Origin of the sequence: Acetobacterium sp., assembly GCF_041752335.1 — a bacterium.
Classification (GTDB): Bacteria; Bacillota; Clostridia; order Eubacteriales; family Eubacteriaceae; genus Acetobacterium.
On sequence record NZ_JBGSHG010000031.1, the window covers coordinates 1 to 18,861 of the forward strand.

Annotated in this window: 19 protein-coding genes; 18 read left to right on the forward strand and 1 reads right to left on the reverse strand. The window is 45.2% G+C overall.

Annotated features, from left to right (window positions below; translation table 11 throughout):
* From ACEW8F_RS04475 to ACEW8F_RS04510, 8 genes are all read left to right on the forward strand, one after another.
* Positions 1-394: DUF3427 domain-containing protein (locus tag ACEW8F_RS04475; protein WP_373482275.1), on the forward strand; the 394-nt coding region annotated here is incomplete at its 5' end.
* A 17-nt stretch (positions 395-411) separates the two neighbouring features.
* Positions 412-759, forward strand: a complete 348-nt coding sequence (locus tag ACEW8F_RS04480) for a hypothetical protein (RefSeq protein WP_373482276.1) — start codon at positions 412-414, stop codon at positions 757-759.
* Positions 760-812: 53 nt separating this feature from the next.
* Positions 813-1,877, forward strand: a complete 1,065-nt coding sequence (locus ACEW8F_RS04485) for an HRDC domain-containing protein (protein WP_373482277.1) — start codon at positions 813-815, stop codon at positions 1,875-1,877.
* A 32-nt stretch (positions 1,878-1,909) separates the two neighbouring features.
* Positions 1,910-4,426 carry a UvrD-helicase domain-containing protein gene (locus tag ACEW8F_RS04490; protein WP_373482278.1) on the forward strand — a complete coding sequence of 839 codons (2,517 nt, stop codon included), beginning with the start codon at positions 1,910-1,912 and terminating at the stop codon, positions 4,424-4,426.
* Positions 4,427-4,500: 74 nt separating this feature from the next.
* Positions 4,501-5,103 carry a hypothetical protein gene (locus tag ACEW8F_RS04495; RefSeq protein ID WP_373482279.1) on the forward strand — a complete coding sequence of 201 codons (603 nt, stop codon included), beginning with the start codon at positions 4,501-4,503 and terminating at the stop codon, positions 5,101-5,103.
* Positions 5,104-5,191: 88 nt separating this feature from the next.
* The gene (locus ACEW8F_RS04500; RefSeq protein WP_373482280.1) at positions 5,192-5,626 is read left to right on the forward strand and encodes a DUF3795 domain-containing protein; all 435 of its coding nucleotides are present in this window, start codon (positions 5,192-5,194) and stop codon (positions 5,624-5,626) included.
* 109 nt (positions 5,627-5,735) lie between these two features.
* A complete protein-coding gene (locus ACEW8F_RS04505) occupies positions 5,736-6,332 on the forward strand; it encodes a hypothetical protein (protein WP_373482281.1) in 597 nt (198 codons plus the stop codon).
* 44 nt (positions 6,333-6,376) lie between these two features.
* The gene (locus ACEW8F_RS04510; RefSeq protein WP_373482302.1) at positions 6,377-7,225 is read left to right on the forward strand and encodes a nucleotidyl transferase AbiEii/AbiGii toxin family protein; all 849 of its coding nucleotides are present in this window, start codon (positions 6,377-6,379) and stop codon (positions 7,223-7,225) included.
* A gap of 192 nt (positions 7,226-7,417) precedes the next feature.
* On the opposite strand, the gene ACEW8F_RS04515 is transcribed toward ACEW8F_RS04510, so the two are convergent.
* The gene (locus ACEW8F_RS04515; protein ID WP_373482282.1) at positions 7,418-8,083 is read right to left on the reverse strand and encodes a hypothetical protein; all 666 of its coding nucleotides are present in this window, start codon (positions 8,081-8,083) and stop codon (positions 7,418-7,420) included.
* Between the two features lie 226 nt (positions 8,084-8,309).
* Between ACEW8F_RS04515 and ACEW8F_RS04520 the strand changes: the two genes are divergently transcribed.
* From ACEW8F_RS04520 to ACEW8F_RS04565, 10 genes are all read left to right on the forward strand, one after another.
* Entirely contained in the window at positions 8,310-10,376 is a 2,067-nt protein-coding gene (locus ACEW8F_RS04520) for an AAA family ATPase (RefSeq protein WP_373482283.1), read from the forward strand.
* A 77-nt stretch (positions 10,377-10,453) separates the two neighbouring features.
* The gene (locus ACEW8F_RS04525; protein WP_373482284.1) at positions 10,454-11,104 is read left to right on the forward strand and encodes a hypothetical protein; all 651 of its coding nucleotides are present in this window, start codon (positions 10,454-10,456) and stop codon (positions 11,102-11,104) included.
* 120 nt (positions 11,105-11,224) lie between these two features.
* The gene (locus tag ACEW8F_RS04530) at positions 11,225-11,752 is read left to right on the forward strand and encodes a hypothetical protein (protein WP_373482285.1); all 528 of its coding nucleotides are present in this window, start codon (positions 11,225-11,227) and stop codon (positions 11,750-11,752) included.
* A 59-nt stretch (positions 11,753-11,811) separates the two neighbouring features.
* Positions 11,812-12,828, forward strand: coding sequence for a serine hydrolase domain-containing protein (locus ACEW8F_RS04535; RefSeq protein ID WP_373482286.1), 1,017 nt, complete (start codon positions 11,812-11,814; stop codon positions 12,826-12,828).
* A gap of 41 nt (positions 12,829-12,869) precedes the next feature.
* Complete coding sequence (locus tag ACEW8F_RS04540) at positions 12,870-14,285, forward strand: HRDC domain-containing protein (RefSeq protein WP_373482287.1); 1,416 nt, start codon at positions 12,870-12,872, stop codon at positions 14,283-14,285.
* A 129-nt stretch (positions 14,286-14,414) separates the two neighbouring features.
* On the forward strand, positions 14,415-14,579 hold the full coding sequence (locus ACEW8F_RS04545; RefSeq protein WP_373482288.1) for a hypothetical protein: 165 nt from the start codon (positions 14,415-14,417) through the stop codon (positions 14,577-14,579).
* 424 nt (positions 14,580-15,003) lie between these two features.
* Positions 15,004-15,435 (forward strand): DUF3795 domain-containing protein, encoded by a 432-nt coding sequence (locus ACEW8F_RS04550; RefSeq protein WP_373482289.1) that lies wholly within the window; start codon positions 15,004-15,006, stop codon positions 15,433-15,435.
* A 19-nt stretch (positions 15,436-15,454) separates the two neighbouring features.
* Positions 15,455-16,774, forward strand: a complete 1,320-nt coding sequence (locus ACEW8F_RS04555; protein WP_373482290.1) for a DUF3298 domain-containing protein — start codon at positions 15,455-15,457, stop codon at positions 16,772-16,774.
* A 487-nt stretch (positions 16,775-17,261) separates the two neighbouring features.
* Entirely contained in the window at positions 17,262-18,065 is an 804-nt protein-coding gene (locus tag ACEW8F_RS04560; RefSeq protein ID WP_373482291.1) for an EFR1 family ferrodoxin, read from the forward strand.
* 503 nt (positions 18,066-18,568) lie between these two features.
* Positions 18,569-18,847: a helix-turn-helix domain-containing protein gene (locus ACEW8F_RS04565; protein ID WP_373482292.1), complete on the forward strand. Its 279-nt coding sequence runs from the start codon at positions 18,569-18,571 to the stop codon at positions 18,845-18,847.
* The last annotated feature ends 14 nt before the right edge of the window (positions 18,848-18,861 follow it).

Here is an 18,861-nt window from a genome sequence, read left to right on the forward strand (position 1 = left end):
ATATGATGAAAAATCAGCGACTTATCCGGTCTTTATTAATTATCACAAAAGCGATGCGATTGAGTCCTCAATTAATTATGAAGATCGCTTTATTGCACCTTCGAGTCTGATTGCCATTTCTAAGTCAGGCCGATCAATCGAATCGAACGACGTCCAAGTCGCTCTAAATGCCCGACAATTAGGGGTTGATCTAGAATTGTTTGTGCGAAAAAATAAGGACGATAAAACCTCAAAAGAATTCTATTATCTGGGAAAAATGTTTCCCACTGGAGAAGCCCATGAAATCGTCATGGAAAAAGCCAATAAAAAGGCAGTTGAGATTCATTATCAGTTAGATGTGCCGGTTAGAGAAGATATTTACGCATATCTTTGTGATGTGCCGGACTATGATTAGAAAAAAAGGAGACTATCATGGGTTTAGATCTTATTCTCGAAGCAACTGAAAAGAAAAAGTTTTATGAAAACAGTGCCTATTTTAATCAAGAGGCTGAAGACGAAATTCCCTTTAATGTCCGCTGCCAGATGCGTACCATCGAATCACTTAAAAACGAAGAGGAGTTAATGGATGCCTTGGGTGATATGGAGGCCCGTGCATTTAGGGAAATTGATAGCTGTCGGTATATTATTGTGGATAAAGAAGGTGTGCAGGAATTAATCCGCAACACAAATCTTTCCGAAGAGGCACAACAAGCGCTAAAGAAAGTCTTGGAAGAGGTCGATTTTGAAAAAGAAATATTTACCGTCTATCCCTGGTGGTAAGTATCACAACAAGTTTTTAGAGATTTTGCACTAATTTTAAGGAGGTCCCGCCCATGTCCATATTCACCCCCAACGCCGCCCCCATCTTCCTAAAAGAAGATTCCGATACCACCTCGCACATCGCCCGGCTCAAAGAACTCCAGGAACAGGCCATCGGCAAGGTCAAAGATGACATTGCCCGGGAAATCACTCTAGCCAGCTATGGCGAAGTCGGGGAGCAGAATATTGCCTTTGAACTGAAAAACGCCGGCATGCCGATGTACATCATCCACGATCTCCGCCTCGAATTTGAAGACCTGTCGGCGCAGATCGACTATGTGGTGGTCACCCGCAAACTGATCTTTTTTATCGAGTGTAAGAACCTTTATGGCAATATCGACATCGATAACCAGGGCAATTTTGTCCGGAACTATCCCTGGAACGGCCGTACCGTCAAAGAAGGGATCTATTCACCGATTACTCAGAACCAGCGGCATTTGGAAGTATATAAACAGCTATGCCGTTCAAACAAGAAAAGTTTGATTATGCGCATTGGTTTTGACAAATGCTTTGATAAATTTCACAAGTCCATTGTCGTTCTTGCCAATCCCAAAACGGTACTCAATGCCAAATATGCAAAAAAGGAAGTCAAAGACCAGGTAATCCGCGCCGATCAACTGATTGCCTATATCAAAAATGCTGAAAAACAAAGCAAAGAATTAGCAAGCAGTGAGAAAGGTATGAAAGAATTAGCAGAAGGAATTCTGGGTTACCATACCCCCAATCCAACCGACTACGCCCAAAAATACGCCGAACTCATCAACGCGAAAACCCTGTCTCCCGATAAACCGGCGCCCGCCCAATCGATTATAACCGAAAAGCCTACTGAACCGATTCCGGCAGCGGAACCGCCATCGCCACCCCAACCCGATGACGATCTGGTTGCCAAACTCAAATCTTTCCGTCTGGAAAAAAGCCGGGCTGAAAACATCAAAGCCTATTGTGTCTTTACGGATAAACAGCTTCAGGAGTTAGTCAGCCGGATGCCAAAAACCACCGCTGAACTGCTGATGGTTTCCGGCTTTGGCCCAGTCAAGGTCGAAAAATACGGTCAGGGGATTATCGCTTTATTGGCTTAGCTTCGCAATCACATGAAAAGGAGGGGTGATCGATGTGTTTCTTAAAAAAGTTCTTTGCAGAACGGCGCCGCAAAAAAGACAATGCCAATCGTCATAATGACACCTTCAGCGCTGAACTCGATGCCGCAACGCTTGCGTTGGATGCCCTCTTTGCCGATCCAGATCACTATATTGATGCGTCTGAACTAGTTCAATGGCAATATCAGTGGCGCTACTTAAGCAGTGCCGATGGGATCATCCGAACGGCTAGGAAAATGACGGCCGCGGAAAAAAATACCCTTGATCGCTTCGAAGCTTTTCAGCAACGGCTTTCCGAATTGGCGGATGAGGTGAATCGACACAACGACGCCTACATTACGGCGCGGCTGGAAAATCTGAAAAAGATGATCCTGCCAATTGAAGGAAAAAATCTCGATGCCCAGCAGTTGGCCTGTATTTTAAAAGAAGGTCGCAACCACCTGGTCGTTGCGGGCGCTGGAACCGGGAAGACCATCACTGTGATTGGCAAGATCAAATTTTTGCTTAAAGCGGAAAAATACAAACCCGCCGAAATTCTGGTGCTTTCCTTTACCAACGCCTCAGCCACCGAAATGTGCCAGCGGATCAAAAAAGAAACCGGCGAAAACATCGCGGCCATGACCTTCCACAAACTCGGGATGATGATCATCACAGCGGTTAACGGGGTCAAACCCAACATCACTTCGATCAATCTGTCAGCCTTTGTTAAGGAAACCCTCAATCAACTGCTCGAAGATCCGATTTACCTGAGAAAATTTATCCAGTATCTCAGCTTCTATCGGATCAGGGAAAAGTCAGCCTTTGATTTTCAAGACCAGACGGAGTACCAGGATTATTTGGCTATCAATCAACCGGTGACCCTGAAAAATGAGCTGGTCAAAAGTTATGGCGAAATGGAGATCGCTAATTATTTGTATCAAAAGGGCATTAATTACCAGTATGAACGCCCCTACCAGATTGATACCGCCAGCAGTGAGTATACCCGATATGTTCCGGATTTCTATTTGCCGGATGCGGATCTCTACATTGAGTATTTTGGGATTGACCGTAAGGGGCAGGTACCTAATTATTTTACGGCTAAGGCCAACAAAACCGCCACCCAAAGCTATCAGCAAGGGATGGCGTGGAAGCGCACGGTCCATGCCGAAAACAACACCACAATGCTGGAGCTCTATGCCTATGACCATTTAGATGGCAAGCTGATTCAGGTGCTGGAAGAAAAATTGCAGGCCGCCAAGGTGGTCTTTAAGCCAAAATCGGATGCTGAATTATGGGCTGAGATCAAAAAATCCCAGGGCCGTTTTTTCGAGAATTTGGGGCAATTGTTTGAAACGGTGATTAGCCTGGTGAAGATCAACAATGAGCCCTTTGATAAGCTTTATGAGTTAAACCGCATTCATCAAGGGCATCTATTACGCAGTAATCACCGGGTCATTGAGTTGATCGAACCGATTTTCAAAGCCTATCAGGCCCAGCTCAGGAAAAATAATGAGATTGATTTTAATGATATGATTAACCTGGCCACAAAATATGTGCTCAGTGGCCAGTATCAGCACTTCTATCGCTATGTGATTGTAGATGAGTATCAGGATATTTCCCGTGCCCGGTACAACCTGCTGAAAGCGATGCGCGAGCAGTCGGATTTTGGTTTGTTTTGTGTGGGGGATGACTGGCAGAGTATTTATGGTTTTGCGGGCAGTGATATCAATTACATTCTGGACTTTGAAAGCTACTGGGGGGCTGCGGAAGCCAGCAAGATCGAAACCACCTACCGTTTTTCGAGCAGTCTGATTGACGTCAGCGGCCATTTTGTGATGAAAAACCCCAAGCAGATCAAAAAGAAATTAAGTGCCGCGGCGGCGGGTCGATCTCATCCAGAAGTTGATTTTTCGCTGGGACTGATTGAAGGGCCCAATGAAAGAAGTCTGATGAGGTTTCTGGAGGCGACGGTTATGGAGCTGCCCCAAAATAGCAGTGTCTTTTTTATTGGCCGTTATAATCATGATATTAAGTTGTTCGACCAATCGCCGTTTAAATGCCAGTATGATAATCGTACCGGCAAGACTCGGGTCAGCTATCCGCCCAGAACCGATTTACAGATGGAATTTTTATCGGCATATCGATCCAAGGGATTACAGTCGGACTATGTTTTTATTTTGAATAATAAGGAAAAAAGCTATGGTTTTCCCAGCAAGATTCAAAATGATGCAGTGGTTCAATTGCTGCTTGATGATACTGAAGATTATCTTTATTCGGAGGAGCGGCGCTTGTTCTATGTGGCCATGACCCGAACCAAGAAAAAGGCCTGGCTGTTGGTACAAAGTGGAAATAAATCGGTTTTTGTTCAGGAGTTAATGGCTGGTTTTCCTAGTGAGCTGAAATCGCAGCAGCAGATCTGTCCCAAATGTGGGGGCAGCCTAGTGATTCGCCGCAGTGTCCATGGTGAATTTTGGGGCTGTTCTAATTATCACAAGGGTTGTACTTTTACGCAGAGACTTGAACCTCCAAATGCCAGTAATCCTCGGCCTTAGCCAAGCGGTAGTCTGACTCATAGCTAAATGAACTTAACTGATTTCAATATTAATATGCGAGGAGAATTGAAACTATGATTGAACTCATAAATGAAAAAGTAACCCATAAAACCTTTGGTGTGGGTAAGATTACTTGTTTAAATAATAGGTATATTACCATTCAGTTTGATAAGGCTGCTAAGGAATTCATTTATCCGGACGCATTCAAAATTTTGCTATTACTGGATGATTCTTTTCTCATGGAAAAAATTAATGAGATACTTAAAACAAAAGAAAATTTTCAAGACAAAGAAGTAAAAATAAGACAAATTGAAAAACCTCTGAAAAAACCGGTACAAAAAACTAAAAATATGAATCATACTGACTTAGATGGTGTAGAACACATGAAAATTGGTGAAATTGCTCGGACGATACTTCGTAAACGTCTAGAGAATGGTCATGTTGAACCTGATGAAATTGAACTGATGCAAACCAAGTATTATTCAAGAGAAACATTTCACATACAATACCCTTTACTATTAAGGACTAAAAATCCAAGTGGTGACAAACCAGTTCGTTATTATGCAAAGCCATTAAAAATTTGGGGACACTACTATTACCTTTGTTCTGAATGGTACGAAGTGCCGGCAAATAACGACAGACCTTTTTTAATGAAGTGGCTGATCTTGCATAAATAAGAGAACAAACCATGACTGTACATTAACTTTAAAAAAGCATTTTGTCGGGCACAGAGCACGATGAAAATGTAATAAAACGAGGTGAACCATGAAACCAATTATTGCTGCCTGCGGAAATGACTGCAGCGTTTGTCCCCGGATGATGCCCAAAACGGATGCTGAATTAACTGCGACGGCGGAGCTGTGGCATAAGATCGGTTATCGGGATCTGGTGGTGTCCAATGATGAGATCAGCTGTGAAGGGTGCACCCCGGAGACGTGGTGTCGACATGAAATTGTTAGCTGTACGGCCAGCCGAAATATAAAAACCTGCGCGGCCTGTGGCGATTATCCCTGCAGCAAAATCCTGGCGGCCTTTGAGAAGACCCGGCACCATCTGCCAGATTGCCAGAAATGTTGCACCGAAGCGAAATTTGCGATCATGAAAAAAGCTTTTTTCGAAAAACAACTAAATCTGGACAAAGCGCGCCCCAGCAATTCCCAAACCGATTTGCTCAAACCTATCGAAACGATGATTCCATGATCTGACTGTGTCAGTTAAAAGAAGATTGACGTTAAGCAGTAGTCGAGGTATAATTTTCCCATAACACCGCTACAAGACAATGAAAGCGGCGTTATGGGGAGGGAATTAAATGATATCGAATGATGAACTTTGCAATGCTTTTGCTAAAAAAAAGGGGATTCTTCAAACGTATGAACTATACGATTTAGGGTTGTCAAAATACGAAATTAAAAATTTACTGCAAGCGGATGTACTTGAGCGGATTATGAAAGGGTATTTTAAATTAGCAGCCAAGGATTTTACCGAAGCGGAGTTGATCCAGAGGCTTTATCCTGACAGCGTCATTTGTATGGATTCTGCTTTATTTTATTATGGTTATAGTGATCGGACGCCCATTGAATGGTATTTGGCAGTTGATAAGGATATTTCAAAGGCACGCTTTAATATCGATTATCCGCAGATAAAACCCTATTATTTAGAACCCTACCTGTTGAAGCTGGGGGTCGAAAATGGCTTGTTTGAGCAGTTACATTTAAAAATATTTTCTCGAGACCGGGTCATTTGTGATTGTTTGTTTTATGAAATGAAAATGGATATTGAGATATTTAATAAGGCAATCTTAAACTATATCAAAGATCCCCAAAAAAATATCTCGAAGTTAATGGAGTATGCGAAAGTGCGAAAAGTTGAAAAAAAAGTCTACAATAAGATCGGAACGTGGCTGTAATGGACAAAGCTAAATCAGTTATCGCAAAACTCAAAAATAAAAGTATGCGCACAGGTAAATCCCTGCAGTTATACCTCCAGTTACTTTGTCAGGAGGAGTTTCTTAGAAGAGTATCGCTGTCCGAATTTAAAAATCAGCTTGTTTTAAAGGGTGGTTTGTTTATTTACACATTGACAAATTTTGAAGGCAGATCAACGATTGATATGGATTTCTTGCTCCGTAATCTGGATAACAGCGAGGAAAATATCCATATGATTACTCAGAATATTTTGAACATTGAAACTGGGAATACTTTTATCAGTTACGAAGTTGTCGGTTACGAAAAAATTGCAATGGAACGAAAATATTCTGGCATTTCAGTTCATATGATCGGTAAAATAGGAAATACAAAAACGCCGATTTACGTTGATTTTGGGGTGGGGGATGTTATTGTACCAGGTTCAGAATTGCGGATGATTCGATCTCAATTGGATGGTTTTGATGAAATTGAAATTAACACATATTCAATTGATAGCACCATTGCAGAAAAGTTTGATGCAATTATTCAACGATATGAATTGACAAGCAGAATGAAAGATTTTTACGATATTACTTATTTGGCAAGTATGTTTGAATTCGACGGAACCCAATTATTTCAGGCGATTTCTGAAACCCTGAAGAATCGCGGAACTACATATGATAGTGATAGTTTTGACAGGATCATGAATCTTAAGAATAATGCGGTGATCAAAATCAGGTGGCAATCATTTTTGAGAAAGCAGAAATTGGAGCAATTTGAATTTGAAGAAGTCTTGAACGATCTGCAAATTTTTTTACAAGAAATTACGGATAATTTGATAGATGAAAAGAATATTGACAAGAAATGGGACCCCAAAGAATTCAAGTGGAACTAAAACAACGTAGATTGGCGGTATTTGACATCATTTATAAACTTAAGAAACACCATTACAGAAGATAAGAGAGGTCAGACCGCGAGCACCAATAAAAAGAAGACGGCATTGCCTGACATCAATTTATTAACTTATGTAAACGCACCATTTCTGTGGATGTGTTGATAGCAGGAACCAAGCACTAAATGAATGCGGCTAAACCCGTTTCAGCCCATCAGGGTCAATATAAACCTGTCGGGCTTTGAAAGGGCCGGGGACGGTGTACTGGATCTTGACTTTCTCAAAGTCGCTGAGTCTTTTCGAATGAAAGTAGGGTTGATCAAAACAAAAAGCGCGGTCTCGAATCCAGTTGGGCACAGCGATCTGATTGAGCTGGAGCTGATGATCAATGATCGCAAAAATGATGGACAGATAATGCCGTTCGGCCTCGTCCAGGGCGGCAATTTCCAATGGCACGGTCAGGCTTTCAAGAAAAGCCGGGTCGTTAAATGCCAGCAGTTGCTCGGCTTTGGGTTTAAGGATTTTCAGGTTGGAATAAGTTTTGAAGGTTTCCAGTTCTTCGGTAATAATCGACTTTAAGGGTTCTTTGATTTCGTCATTGATCCAGCCATCGGAAAGGTCGAAAATAAACTGGGTATTCTTCAAGATATGTTCCAGCAATTTGTCATTGGCCAGACTGAACACACAGTCGATATCTTTGGTGGCCGGGCGATTGTCAAACACCATGGTCATAATACGTCCGCCGTAAATGGTCAGTTCCAGCTGCATAGCATTGTCCTTGAGCTGCTGATTCAGGTAATCAAATATTTCCAGCAGTTTACTTTTATCGAGCAGTCCAATCGCATTGTGAGCATCCATCATATCCTCCGTTTCGATGCGGGGTACGCATTTATTTACTGATATTATAGCATATTATCAACAGATCCTGTCGTTTAATGATAGCCTGATTGTGTATATTCCGGCCGGCGAACTCCCTTTGCACGGTCATTTAGATCCAGCTTCACGAAGGGTGAGATCCACCCTCACGGAAGCTGAACCAGTAGTAACGAACATCCAATACAAAATAAACTGGAAAGGCTGGCACACTATGACTGAATATCAAAACCGGGGCCATAACAATTTGCATCGGACTCCCGAAAAAAGCCCCCAACACTTATCGATCCGGGTTCCCTGGCATGATCACGGCTACGATGGCACGGTGTGTCATCATCCTAAATATAATAATGCCTGTCTGCGATTAAAAAACATTGCCGATAAACGTGATGATCCGTGGGAGGCCGCGCAGGCGGGACAGCCAATGACTGGCCATGAAGCAAAACTGTGTTGCCTGACGGAAGGGGGCGCTTTTATGTCGTCGATTGGGTATAACCGCAAGACGGTTCATCCATTCAGGTGGAAACACCCGGTGACCCATGGCCACTTCTTAGAGACCGATGTTCCGTATCCGGCTTATTCCTTTCCGGCCCGACCCTTTCGCTGGTTAATGAAGGACAAAGCGGGGGAATATCCATTGGGACAACAGCATCCGATCAATTTTGACAAAACCCGGGAACCGGCACTGGGGTTTAGCAGCCCCTGGATCCAGGACGCCGGCAACCACCGGGCGATCTTTGATTATTTTTATCAGGATGTAATTCCGCATCAGTCTTTATGCATTGCCTATGCCAAGCAAGTCCCCTTTATTGAGGATGTCCGCCGGGTGGTGATGGGCCTTGGCTTTGTGGATAAAATCGTTCCGGCGGTTGAGCACGACCATACGTGCCAGGGTCAGCTGCGCTCGATGATCTGGGAAACAATGGTTTGTCATACCATCCGTGACGATTGCCAGAATGGCTTTCTTTTTCCCTATCAGGATTTGATGAGCTATGCCGAAACCCACCCAGATTTTGATCTGGCTGAGGTCACGGTCTTTGCCTCAAAAGAGTATTTTGAAGAGTTTTCCTATGTCACCGAACACCTGTCCTACGATGCGGTCATTGATGTGTTGCTGCAGTCGCTCAAAGCCCTGAATATTATCAAAGATTGTCTGTCCGGCAACTGGGACCAATGCATCGACTGGGTTAATGCCCGTCTAACCGAGGTCTGGCGGGATCGCGGGGCCTATCCGGGTCTGGGTGCGATGCTGTGTGCGGCGGATTTTGCCGCGGGGATGCTGATTGCCAAAGCGATCAGGAACGCCGTGCCGGAAGGAACCGACTTGTGGCCGACCCTGGATCTGGCCATTGCTTCGCCCCAGCAGTATTTTGCACCGGCGTTGGCCCGGTCAATTACCCCGATTCAGCAAAAAACCTGGCTGTCCATGCGGGCTGAGCGCAAAACCTTATTTAAACTGTTATCGCGGTTTTCGCTTTCCCTGGCCCAGTTCAGGGCCCTCTATAATACCGCAGAACGTAAAAAATACGGTCTGGACTGTACGGATCAGGAAATCATTGCAAATCCCTATCTGCTGTATGAACAAACCCGAACCAAAGAGCCGTTTTTGCAGATCGGCGTTAATAAGATTGACAAGGGTGTCTTTGCCCCCCTGGAGATTCGCGCCCAATATCCGTTGGAGTCACCTTCGGGCCTGACTTCAGATAATGATGAGCGGCGGATCCGGGCCCTTGCCGTGAGTCTGCTGGAGCAACAGGCCGATCTGGGTCACACGGTTTATCCCGGTTCGAATCTGGTGATGGCAATGAATGATCTGCCAATGGAACCAAAATGCGCGGTCAACCCGGATATTTTAGATAGTATTGAGGATTTTCTGAAACAGGAAATGGTGGCCATCGCCATGAAAAATGGTGAACAGGCCTATCAATTATTGCGTTTATACGCGATTGATGAGTTGATCCGGGGGACCATCAACAAGCGTGTCCATTCACAGTTGCGCCATGTTGTTGATGGCAATTGGGGTGCTATTATCGAGACGGCTTTTGGGCCGACCGCTGACGCGGAAGAGAAAAAAGCCCGGCAGGAAAAAGAGGCGGTGCTGAAAGAGTTGGCCGAAGCGCGCTTTTCGGTTTTGATTGGCGGCGCCGGTACCGGCAAAACGACCTTGCTGTCGCTTTTATGCAGCCTCGATCAAATTAAAAATGGCGGCGTGCTGCTGCGGGCACCAACCGGCAAGGCCCGGGTTAAGGACATGCTAGCAGTGCCTGACATCAATTTATAAACTTAAGAAACACCATTGCAGGAGATAAGAGCGGTCAGACCGCGAGCACCAATAAAAAGAACACGAGTGAGGTAAGGATGAGAGGTATTAAAGAAAATCGATCGCAAAAGATAAAATGGCATGGGAAAATCCTAACCATCCAACCACGCACCCGGGTATGGCGTTATCTTACCGATAACCGCACCCATTATCACATTGGCTACAACCTGCTGATCAAAGGTGCTAGTGATGAGGGAAAAACGGAGTTTTGGGTGGCCATTTCGGAAAAGCAGCAACAAAAAGCCGGTTTTCAAATTGGGGATACCATCGCCGGCAGCGGCTGGACGAAAAAGTACCCCGAACGGGAGTTTGCCGACTATTATCGGGCCGGGGCCTTAACCATAATGGATTGTGAGCATGATTTAAAACAGACGGTGGAACCCTGGACGGGGCCAATACCGGAGCTGCAAATCTACGAAGAGCGGGGCGCCCGGATGCTCAGCAAAAGCACCTGGCAGGGGAAGTGTTTAACCTGCTACTGGGCGGCTATGGCCAATGTTGAAATCCAATGGGACTTTGATCGTGATATTAAGAAATATCGCTTTGAAAACTATTGCTATGGTCCCAAATCCTGTCGGTATTATAAAATGGGCCGGGGCCGGTCGGTCCCTTATAAAAACCGGGGTTCGGCCATCGATGATGGCTACCTGGATGAGCTCTGCACCGAAGGCCGGGATGATGATGATTAAACCCGCCTCAGCCCATCAGGGTCAAGATATGAGACATACAGTGCCTGACATTAATTTATTAACTTAATAATTATCGTGTCAAACCCAGAACACCATCTATTGAAAAAGGAGGCCCACCCCATGCTCACCACCCTCCCAACCCCAGCCCTGATTGCCCACTGGCAGTCCGTCTTTAAAACCTACCAGTCGCGGCTGGTGTCCAATAAAAAAAGCACCGATCAGGTGATTGCTTACCTGGCCGAGAAATATCCGCTGACCGCCGTGGATACCGCCGCAGCCCTGGCTGTGGTCACCGGCAATATTAGCAGCAACCGGCCCTTTGCTGAAAAATGTCCGCCGGGCCGGGCGTTACGGCCGGTGGTCTTTCGCATCCCCCGGCAAGGTAGCGGTGCCTTGCTGTATGAACAGCGGCAGGCCCTTTATGGTGACACCCCGATCATGGTCGGGCTGGAGCACGAAACCGCTTTTGTGATGGTGGAGGGCAGCGGCGATCTGGCCGATGAACTGGTGGCTTTTGCCGGTCTGGATCAGGCCGATCTGAGCAACTACTATCTGGTCGCCAACTACATTGCCTGTCTGGAAAAATGCGGTTTGTTAGCCCAGGTCGTCCCGGATCAAAATGAGACTGCAGTTAAGTCAGATGAGTAGCATAAAGCGAACTGGTTAATCGTGACTATCAAATATGAGCAGGCAATTGGAGGATGTCAATGATGAATATTAATTTAAATGAATACTTTGAAAAACAAAAGAAATTTAGCGGAAATGTATTGTTATCAAAAAATAATGAAATTATATTTAATGAATCATATGGATATTCAAATAAGGAAAAAGGAATAAAAAACACACCTCAAACAAAATTCATGATTGGCTCGATGACAAAGACAATCACGGCATTATGCATTATGCAGTTATCAGAAAAAGGGATGCTTTCAACACAACAGCATATTGAAGATTATCTTCCTGACTTTTACAAGGGTCATGGAATTACAATTCATCATCTTCTAACGCATACTTCGGGGATCCCTAACTACTTAATGCTAAAAAAACAACTAAAATGGGGCGAACGTCATACACCCCAAGAAATACTACAAATTGTAAAAGGTTATCAATTAAAATTCCCGGTTGGTGAAAAATGGTCGTACAGTAATACTAATTATCTTATTCTGGGCTTGATAATTGAAATGGTTTCGGGCATGAATTATCACCAATATGTTAAAAATTATCTATTTATTCCTGCTAAAATGAATAATTCAGGTTTTATTGATGAAGAACAAAAAAATATCGCCACTAATTATATTATGGGGAAGAAAGGGTTCGCTATGGACCCATCAATGTTCTTTGCTTGTGGTGATATGGTCTCAACGGTTGGTGATTTTTATTTGCTTGATCGGGCAATTCAGGATGGTAAACTTATGAAAACCCAAATAGTAAAGGAAATGCAAAAGCCTCACCATGACGGCAAATATGTAAAATGTGGATATGGATTGTTTGTAAAAAAACATTTTGATTGTAAAAGTATCTGCCATGGCGGGTCAATGCCAAATGGTTACACTTCTCATTTTGAAAAATATATTGATGACGATATTAGCATTGTTGTATTAAGCAATGATTTAGTAAAATATCAATTCTTATCAATGAGCGGGGCTGGTGGTACCTATATAAGTAGAGAGATTGCTTCATTAATTTATAATAAAAAGTTAGGTGCTTTAAAGAAGATATTCTAAAAGAGATTCTTAATAAAGACTTGTGGTAATAAGTCAAGCTAATGCTCGTTGCCAGTCATATCAAACCATGGAAACATAGCGATGTTAAGACGGAACGCACCAATCCTACCAACGGTTTGTGCTTAAATGCCCTCCATGATAAAGCCTTTGATCAGGGTCTTATTTCCATTAATCAAAAATTTGAAATCATGGTATCAAATAAACTTAAATATGATGATGTTGATGAACTAACGAAAAAATGGCTTGTCAGTTTTGAAGCAAAGAAGATTGAAATACCCCATAAGTTTTTGCCGGATAGCCGGTTTATCGAATACCATAACGATGTGGTTATTATTCATGACCTGCACCTTCAGCATGAAGATCTGACGGCTCAGATTGACTATGTCGTGGTCACTCGGAAACTGGTCTTTTTTATCGAATGCAAGAACCTTTATGGCAACATCGAGATTGATAACCAGGGCAATTTTGTCAGGAGCTATGCCTGGAATGGCCGCACGGTTAAAGAAGGAATCTATTCACCAATTACCCAGAACCAGCGGCATCTGGAAGTTTATCGGCAGCTCCGGCTGGCCCAGGCTACCAATCCGATCAAGCGTCTTGGTTTTCAGAGTGGCTTTGACAATTTTCATCAATCGATAGTCGTGCTGGCTAATCCTAAAACAGTATTAAATGCCAAATACGCCAAAAAAGACGTCAAAGATCGGGTGATCCGGGCCGATCAGCTGATTGCCCATATCAAAGAACAGAATAAAAAATCAAAAGAATTGGCATCCAGTGAAAAAGCGATGCAAGCCTGGGCAGAAAAAATTTTAGCTTTGCATCAGCCGCTAGCCAGCGACTACACTAAAAAATATGAAACCATCCTGTCAGGCGTCACGGCAGCCGCCCCGGCTCCGCCCAAGCCGAGCGGCGCCCCGATGCCGGAAATCGAAAAACCGGCCGTTCGGGAGACCGCTGCCACACCTTACACTGTGACATCATCGCAAAATGACGATCTGGTGGCCAAACTCAAAGCCTATCGTCTAAAAACCAGCCGTGCCGAAAAGGTCCAGGCCTATGTGGTTTTTAATGATCGGCAATTGGCCGATTTGATCACCCGGAAACCCCGGACCGTTGCGGAGTTGCAGCAGATCTCCGGTTTTGGGCCGGTTAAAGCCGAAAAGTACGGCCCCGGCATTCTGGCCGTATTAAATCCGCTTGAAGGCGCTCAGGCTGCGGCATCCAAGGTTGGTCAAAAGCAGTCCTGGTCACCGGCCCAGCTTGTCGGTGAAAAAATCACCCACCAAAGCTTCGGTTCGGGAACCGTCAAAAGCGTCAGCCGCCATGAGATTATCATCAAGTTTCCCATGACCGCCAGAAGTTTTGCTTTTCCGGACGTCTTTGATACCACCATCTGGCTGTCAAACCCGGCGCTGCAACAAAAAGTGGAAGCGCTGATCAAGGCAAAAAAGAGTTAGTTCTGGCGGGCGTTTGAAATAGATGGCGGATATGAATTTGAAATCAGCTCAAAACCGGAGGACAATCAGGCCATCGCTTACCAGCGGTTAATCCAGAAGGTAGTCAAAGGATTAGCTAAGAAGACCCTGGTGCCTTATGCCGAGCATCAGCAATTTAGCAATGCAATTGACCTGAGCGACGGCCAGTACGGCTTAAACAGTGTTGGTACCAGCCGGATTGAACTGGATCAGGAGACCGATGATTTTTTTCCCGAGTATCTCATCGAATTGATAAATGCGGCCATTGTAAGATAGCAAACAAAATTTACCCCCTAAAAAAGCATTGTATCCGGCACAGAGCGGAGACACATCATGTTTTAACACAAAGATGTGCAAATGTACAAATAAGATTTTGGGTTGCACTGCGCCCCAACACTTGGTTGATACTGGTGTCCAGTTCGGCAGACAAGATTACCCGACGATTCATTCACAGCGACGTAGATCGGATACAATATAAGTCGTTGTAAGGCAGGTAATAAAATGAATTACCAGGAAAAAATGAAGCCCAGATAATAGCAAAGCATTATCTGGAGGTGCTGTTATGAGCGGAAAAGCGATGCGACTGAAAGCCCGGATTAGAAATCTGGCAAAACAAATAGGGAGATAAATAAAAATGGCAGTGTGTGAGCAGTCGTTGAAAGTAATTTAGAAAAACGGCGATAATAATAGGAGGTGAACCATGAAACAAAAGATTGCGGCTTGTGGAAATGACTGCAGCATCTGTCCCCGGATGCTGCCTAAAACGGCAGTGGAATTAACGGCAACGGCAAAGCTGTGGCACAAAATCGGTTATCGGGATCAGGTGGTGTCCAATGATGAGATCAGCTGTGACGGGTGCATCCCGGAGACGTGGTGCCGACATGAAATTGTTAGCTGTACGGCCAGCCGAAATATAAAAACCTGCGCGGCCTGTGGCGATTATCCCTGCAGCAAAATACTGGCGACCTTTGAGAAGACCCAAAGCCATCTGCCAGATTGCCAGAAATGTTGCACCGAAGCGGAATTTGCGATCATGAAAAAAGCTTTTTTCGAAAAACAACTAAATCTGGACAAAGCGCGCCCCACCAACACCATTAACCCCCCGATGTTTGTTCCCAATGATAACGTTTAATTTGAAAAGGAGAAACCACATGAAACGAAAAATGTTACCTGGTATGCTGTTGTTATTGGCCGTATTATTGGTTTTTACCGCCATCCCCCTGGGGGTACTGGCCGAGACCCCAGAAAACCCCGCGGTCCCATCAACGGCTGGCGCGGAAGACCCGGCCCCGCTGGCCGCAGAGCAAAACATGGCGGACCCCAGTGTATCGGCGGCGCAAACCTGTCTTTATCAAACCCATGTCCAGAACCAGGGCTGGCAGGCGTGGCGGGCCGATGGCGCCATGAGCGGCACCGAAGGCCTGTCCTATCGGCTGGAAGGCATCCAGATTAAAACCGATCTCGAAAATCTGGGGGTGACCTACCAGACCCATATCGAAAACATCGGCTGGGAAGCGGACACCGATCGGGGCTGGAAAAGCGATGGTCAGATTTCCGGCACCGAGGGCTTGTCCTATCGTCTGGAAGCGATTCAAATGAAGCTGACCGGGGCCCAGGCGGCCAATTATGACATCTGGTATCAGGTTCATGCCCAAAATATCGGCTGGATGGGCTGGGCTCAAAATGGCGAAAGCTCAGGGACGGCCGGTTTCGGCTATCGTTTGGAGGGCATCCGCATCATGATCCTGCCCAAGGGGTCCGCGGCACCGGGTTCCACACTCAGAGCCTTTAATGAGAAAATCAATGTGCCGCTTGAAGTGACCTATCAGGACGCCATTTATGACCCGGCCTACAATTATAAAACGGTCGATTTTTATTACCAGCGCCCGGTTTTTTCCGAAACTAGCCCGGCCCTGACCAGCATTAACCAACTGTATGATGGGCTGCAAAATGACTGGCAGGCTAAAATCCCGTCCTTTACGACACAAGCTCTTAAGTATTGGAATAATGATTCGGCTACCCGGAAAAATTCATACATCAAATATGATGAACGCAGTCAAATGGAGGTAACCTGTCAGGTGGTTTACAACAAAAACAACCTGTTGTCGCTGCAACAGGTTGTGTATTCCGTTTATGTGGGCTCGACCCATGGCTATCACGAACTCACCGCCCATACCTTTAATACCGAAACCGGTGAGGAATTGCTGCTGGGGGATCTCTTAAGCATTGATCAGTCCCAGCTGAAGTCCAAACTGACTAATGAATTTGCCAAACTCAATCGGGATGATGTGGATCTGAATGATGTGTACGAAAAGTTGGGACCATCGGCCAAATATTATTTAACCGATGCCGGGGTGTGCGTCTATTTCAACCAGTATGAGGTTGCCTGTTACGCATCTGGCCGGCCCACCATCACGATCCCCTATTCCCGGACGGATTTGCTAAAACCCATTGAAACGATGATTCCATGATTAGAATTAATAAAGAGGCCTGTGCCTGAAACTAACTTATTCTGGAAATTCAAAAACAGATCAACATGGCAAAAGAATAATTAGATGATCAAGAATATCGAAAAAAATTCTTCAAGGTGGGTTCAAAATAGCACGAATGGCGATAATGGCTACGAAGTCGGGGATCGCAGACCCTCCTTGAGCAAAATCCCGGCAACCATTTCGAAGACCCCCGGGGCTGCATCATCAGGGAGCTGAAATGGCTGATTCAGGAAGAATCGGGATGATGGGGTTAGAAACATTAATCGGCTGCTTCACAAGCATTTCGAGAAAGTTTGGTGGAATTGGCAAAACGAGGGTATGATAATACCAACGCCGTTTTTTCGAGAATCTGGGGCAATTATTTAAAACCGTGATCCGTACAAATTGAACAACCTCTGAAGAAACCGGACCATTAAATTCGGAACCGCTGCGGCTATGGCATTACCGCACCGCGTTAGGAGATGCGATGAATTATTCAACATTTTATTTCAGTGGCACTGGTAACACCCGCTGGGCCGCTTCGGAATTCACTAAGATTATTCAGGAAAAGGGCCATCAGGCGGGGCTGTATGCCATTGATATCGGGGCGCAGCTCAGCGATGAGCAGATCCGGCTGATCGTCAATGATGCCGATAGTGTCGGCTTTGCCAACCCCATTTATGGCGGCGATATTCCGCCGATTATGCGGACCTTTATCAGCCGCGTGGTGGGGCTGATAAAGGCATTGACACGGCCCAAAAGCACCTATGTGATCAATACCTATGGCTATGTTAATGCCTTTGGACCCGTTGAGACGCAAAAGCTTCTGGCTGGTTCCAACCTGGAGTTGAGCGCCTATGTCAATATTCAGCTCTGCCATAATGTCACCAGCAGCAAACCGCTGGACCGGGCAAAATTGGCTAAACGAATGGGGCGGGGCCGCGATGAACTGAACGGCCTGGCGGATTGCCTGATTGCCGGCCACAAACGGATCAATGGCTACGGTCCCCAGTTGAAAATCGGCGCCATGATCCGCAAAAAAGTGACGGTAACGATTAACGATTTTTATCAGACCCTGGGCGTTGACTACACTGCTTGCACCGGTTGCATGGTCTGCGTCAAAAATTGTCCCACCGGGAGTATCCGGCTGTATGGCGATAAGTTTGTCTTTGCCGCTGTCTGCACCGCCTGCAAGCGATGTTATAATTTTTGTCCCACCGGCGCCATCACCATCAACGGCGTCGTTGCCGATCCTCACAAGTTTCCCCGCTTTCAGGGGCCGGAGGAATAAGATATGCCTGACACTATAAAGAAGATTCCGACACCACGTCGACAACTGCGACCAAAACCATGACCGACTAAATTTAGAAAGTTAAAAACCCCCCCAAAGGAGGCTCCCCATGCTCAACACCCCGCCAACCCCGGAAATGATTGCCCACTGGCAGTCGGTTTTTAAAACCTACCAGTCCCGGCTGGTCCCCAATAAAAAAAACACCGATCAGGTCATTTTATAAACTTAAGAAACACCATTGCCGGAGATAAGGGCGGTCAAACCGCGAGCACTAATAGAAAGAACACAAGTGAGGTAAGGATGAGCGGTATTGAAGAAAATCGATCGCAAAAGATAAAATAGCATGGGAAAGTCCTAACCATCCAACCACGCACCCGGGTATGACATTGAAGGCCGGGATGATGATGATTAAACCCTTGGTAGGAACAGCGAAAAAAGACAGCTAATATAATAGCCAAACGTTGACAAAAACACTTATATCAGCTAATATATTAACTATGAATATGAATTTTTTAACGCAAAAAACACCCCAGGAGATTAATGCCATCATCGCTGCGCGAATTCGCAGCATCCGCAAAAGGCAGAAGCTGTCGCAGGAAAAACTCAGTGAAAAATCAGGCGTCAGCCTGGGTTCGGTGAAACGGTTTGAGCGCAGCGGGGACATCTCCTTGATTTCACTGACTAAAATTGCCATCGCCCTTAACTGCGAAGAGGAACTGTCTCACTTATTTGCGGAGCAACCATTTTTATCCATCCAGGAGGTAATCGATGAACAAAATTAAAAAGCTGTCGGTTC

Bases quoted from the DNA above. Each gene is read 5' to 3' on its own strand.
- ACEW8F_RS04535 (WP_373482286.1), top strand. From the start codon at position 11,812: ATGATGAATATTAATTTAAATGAATACTTTGAAAAACAAAAGAAATTT.
- ACEW8F_RS04490 (WP_373482278.1), top strand. From the start codon at position 1,910: ATGTGTTTCTTAAAAAAGTTCTTTGCAGAACGGCGCCGCAAAAAAGAC.
- ACEW8F_RS04510 (WP_373482302.1), top strand. From the start codon at position 6,377: ATGCGCACAGGTAAATCCCTGCAGTTATACCTCCAGTTACTTTGTCAG.
- ACEW8F_RS04485 (WP_373482277.1), top strand. From the start codon at position 813: ATGTCCATATTCACCCCCAACGCCGCCCCCATCTTCCTAAAAGAAGAT.
- ACEW8F_RS04515 (WP_373482282.1), bottom strand. From the start codon at position 8,083: ATGATGGATGCTCACAATGCGATTGGACTGCTCGATAAAAGTAAACTG.
- ACEW8F_RS04550 (WP_373482289.1), top strand. From the start codon at position 15,004: ATGAAACAAAAGATTGCGGCTTGTGGAAATGACTGCAGCATCTGTCCC.
- ACEW8F_RS04540 (WP_373482287.1), top strand. From the start codon at position 12,870: ATGCTCGTTGCCAGTCATATCAAACCATGGAAACATAGCGATGTTAAG.
- ACEW8F_RS04520 (WP_373482283.1), top strand. From the start codon at position 8,310: ATGACTGAATATCAAAACCGGGGCCATAACAATTTGCATCGGACTCCC.
- ACEW8F_RS04565 (WP_373482292.1), top strand. From the start codon at position 18,569: ATGAATTTTTTAACGCAAAAAACACCCCAGGAGATTAATGCCATCATC.
- ACEW8F_RS04525 (WP_373482284.1), top strand. From the start codon at position 10,454: ATGAGAGGTATTAAAGAAAATCGATCGCAAAAGATAAAATGGCATGGG.
- ACEW8F_RS04500 (WP_373482280.1), top strand. From the start codon at position 5,192: ATGAAACCAATTATTGCTGCCTGCGGAAATGACTGCAGCGTTTGTCCC.
- ACEW8F_RS04555 (WP_373482290.1), top strand. From the start codon at position 15,455: ATGAAACGAAAAATGTTACCTGGTATGCTGTTGTTATTGGCCGTATTA.
- ACEW8F_RS04560 (WP_373482291.1), top strand. From the start codon at position 17,262: ATGAATTATTCAACATTTTATTTCAGTGGCACTGGTAACACCCGCTGG.
- ACEW8F_RS04495 (WP_373482279.1), top strand. From the start codon at position 4,501: ATGATTGAACTCATAAATGAAAAAGTAACCCATAAAACCTTTGGTGTG.
- ACEW8F_RS04505 (WP_373482281.1), top strand. From the start codon at position 5,736: ATGATATCGAATGATGAACTTTGCAATGCTTTTGCTAAAAAAAAGGGG.
- ACEW8F_RS04530 (WP_373482285.1), top strand. From the start codon at position 11,225: ATGCTCACCACCCTCCCAACCCCAGCCCTGATTGCCCACTGGCAGTCC.
- ACEW8F_RS04480 (WP_373482276.1), top strand. From the start codon at position 412: ATGGGTTTAGATCTTATTCTCGAAGCAACTGAAAAGAAAAAGTTTTAT.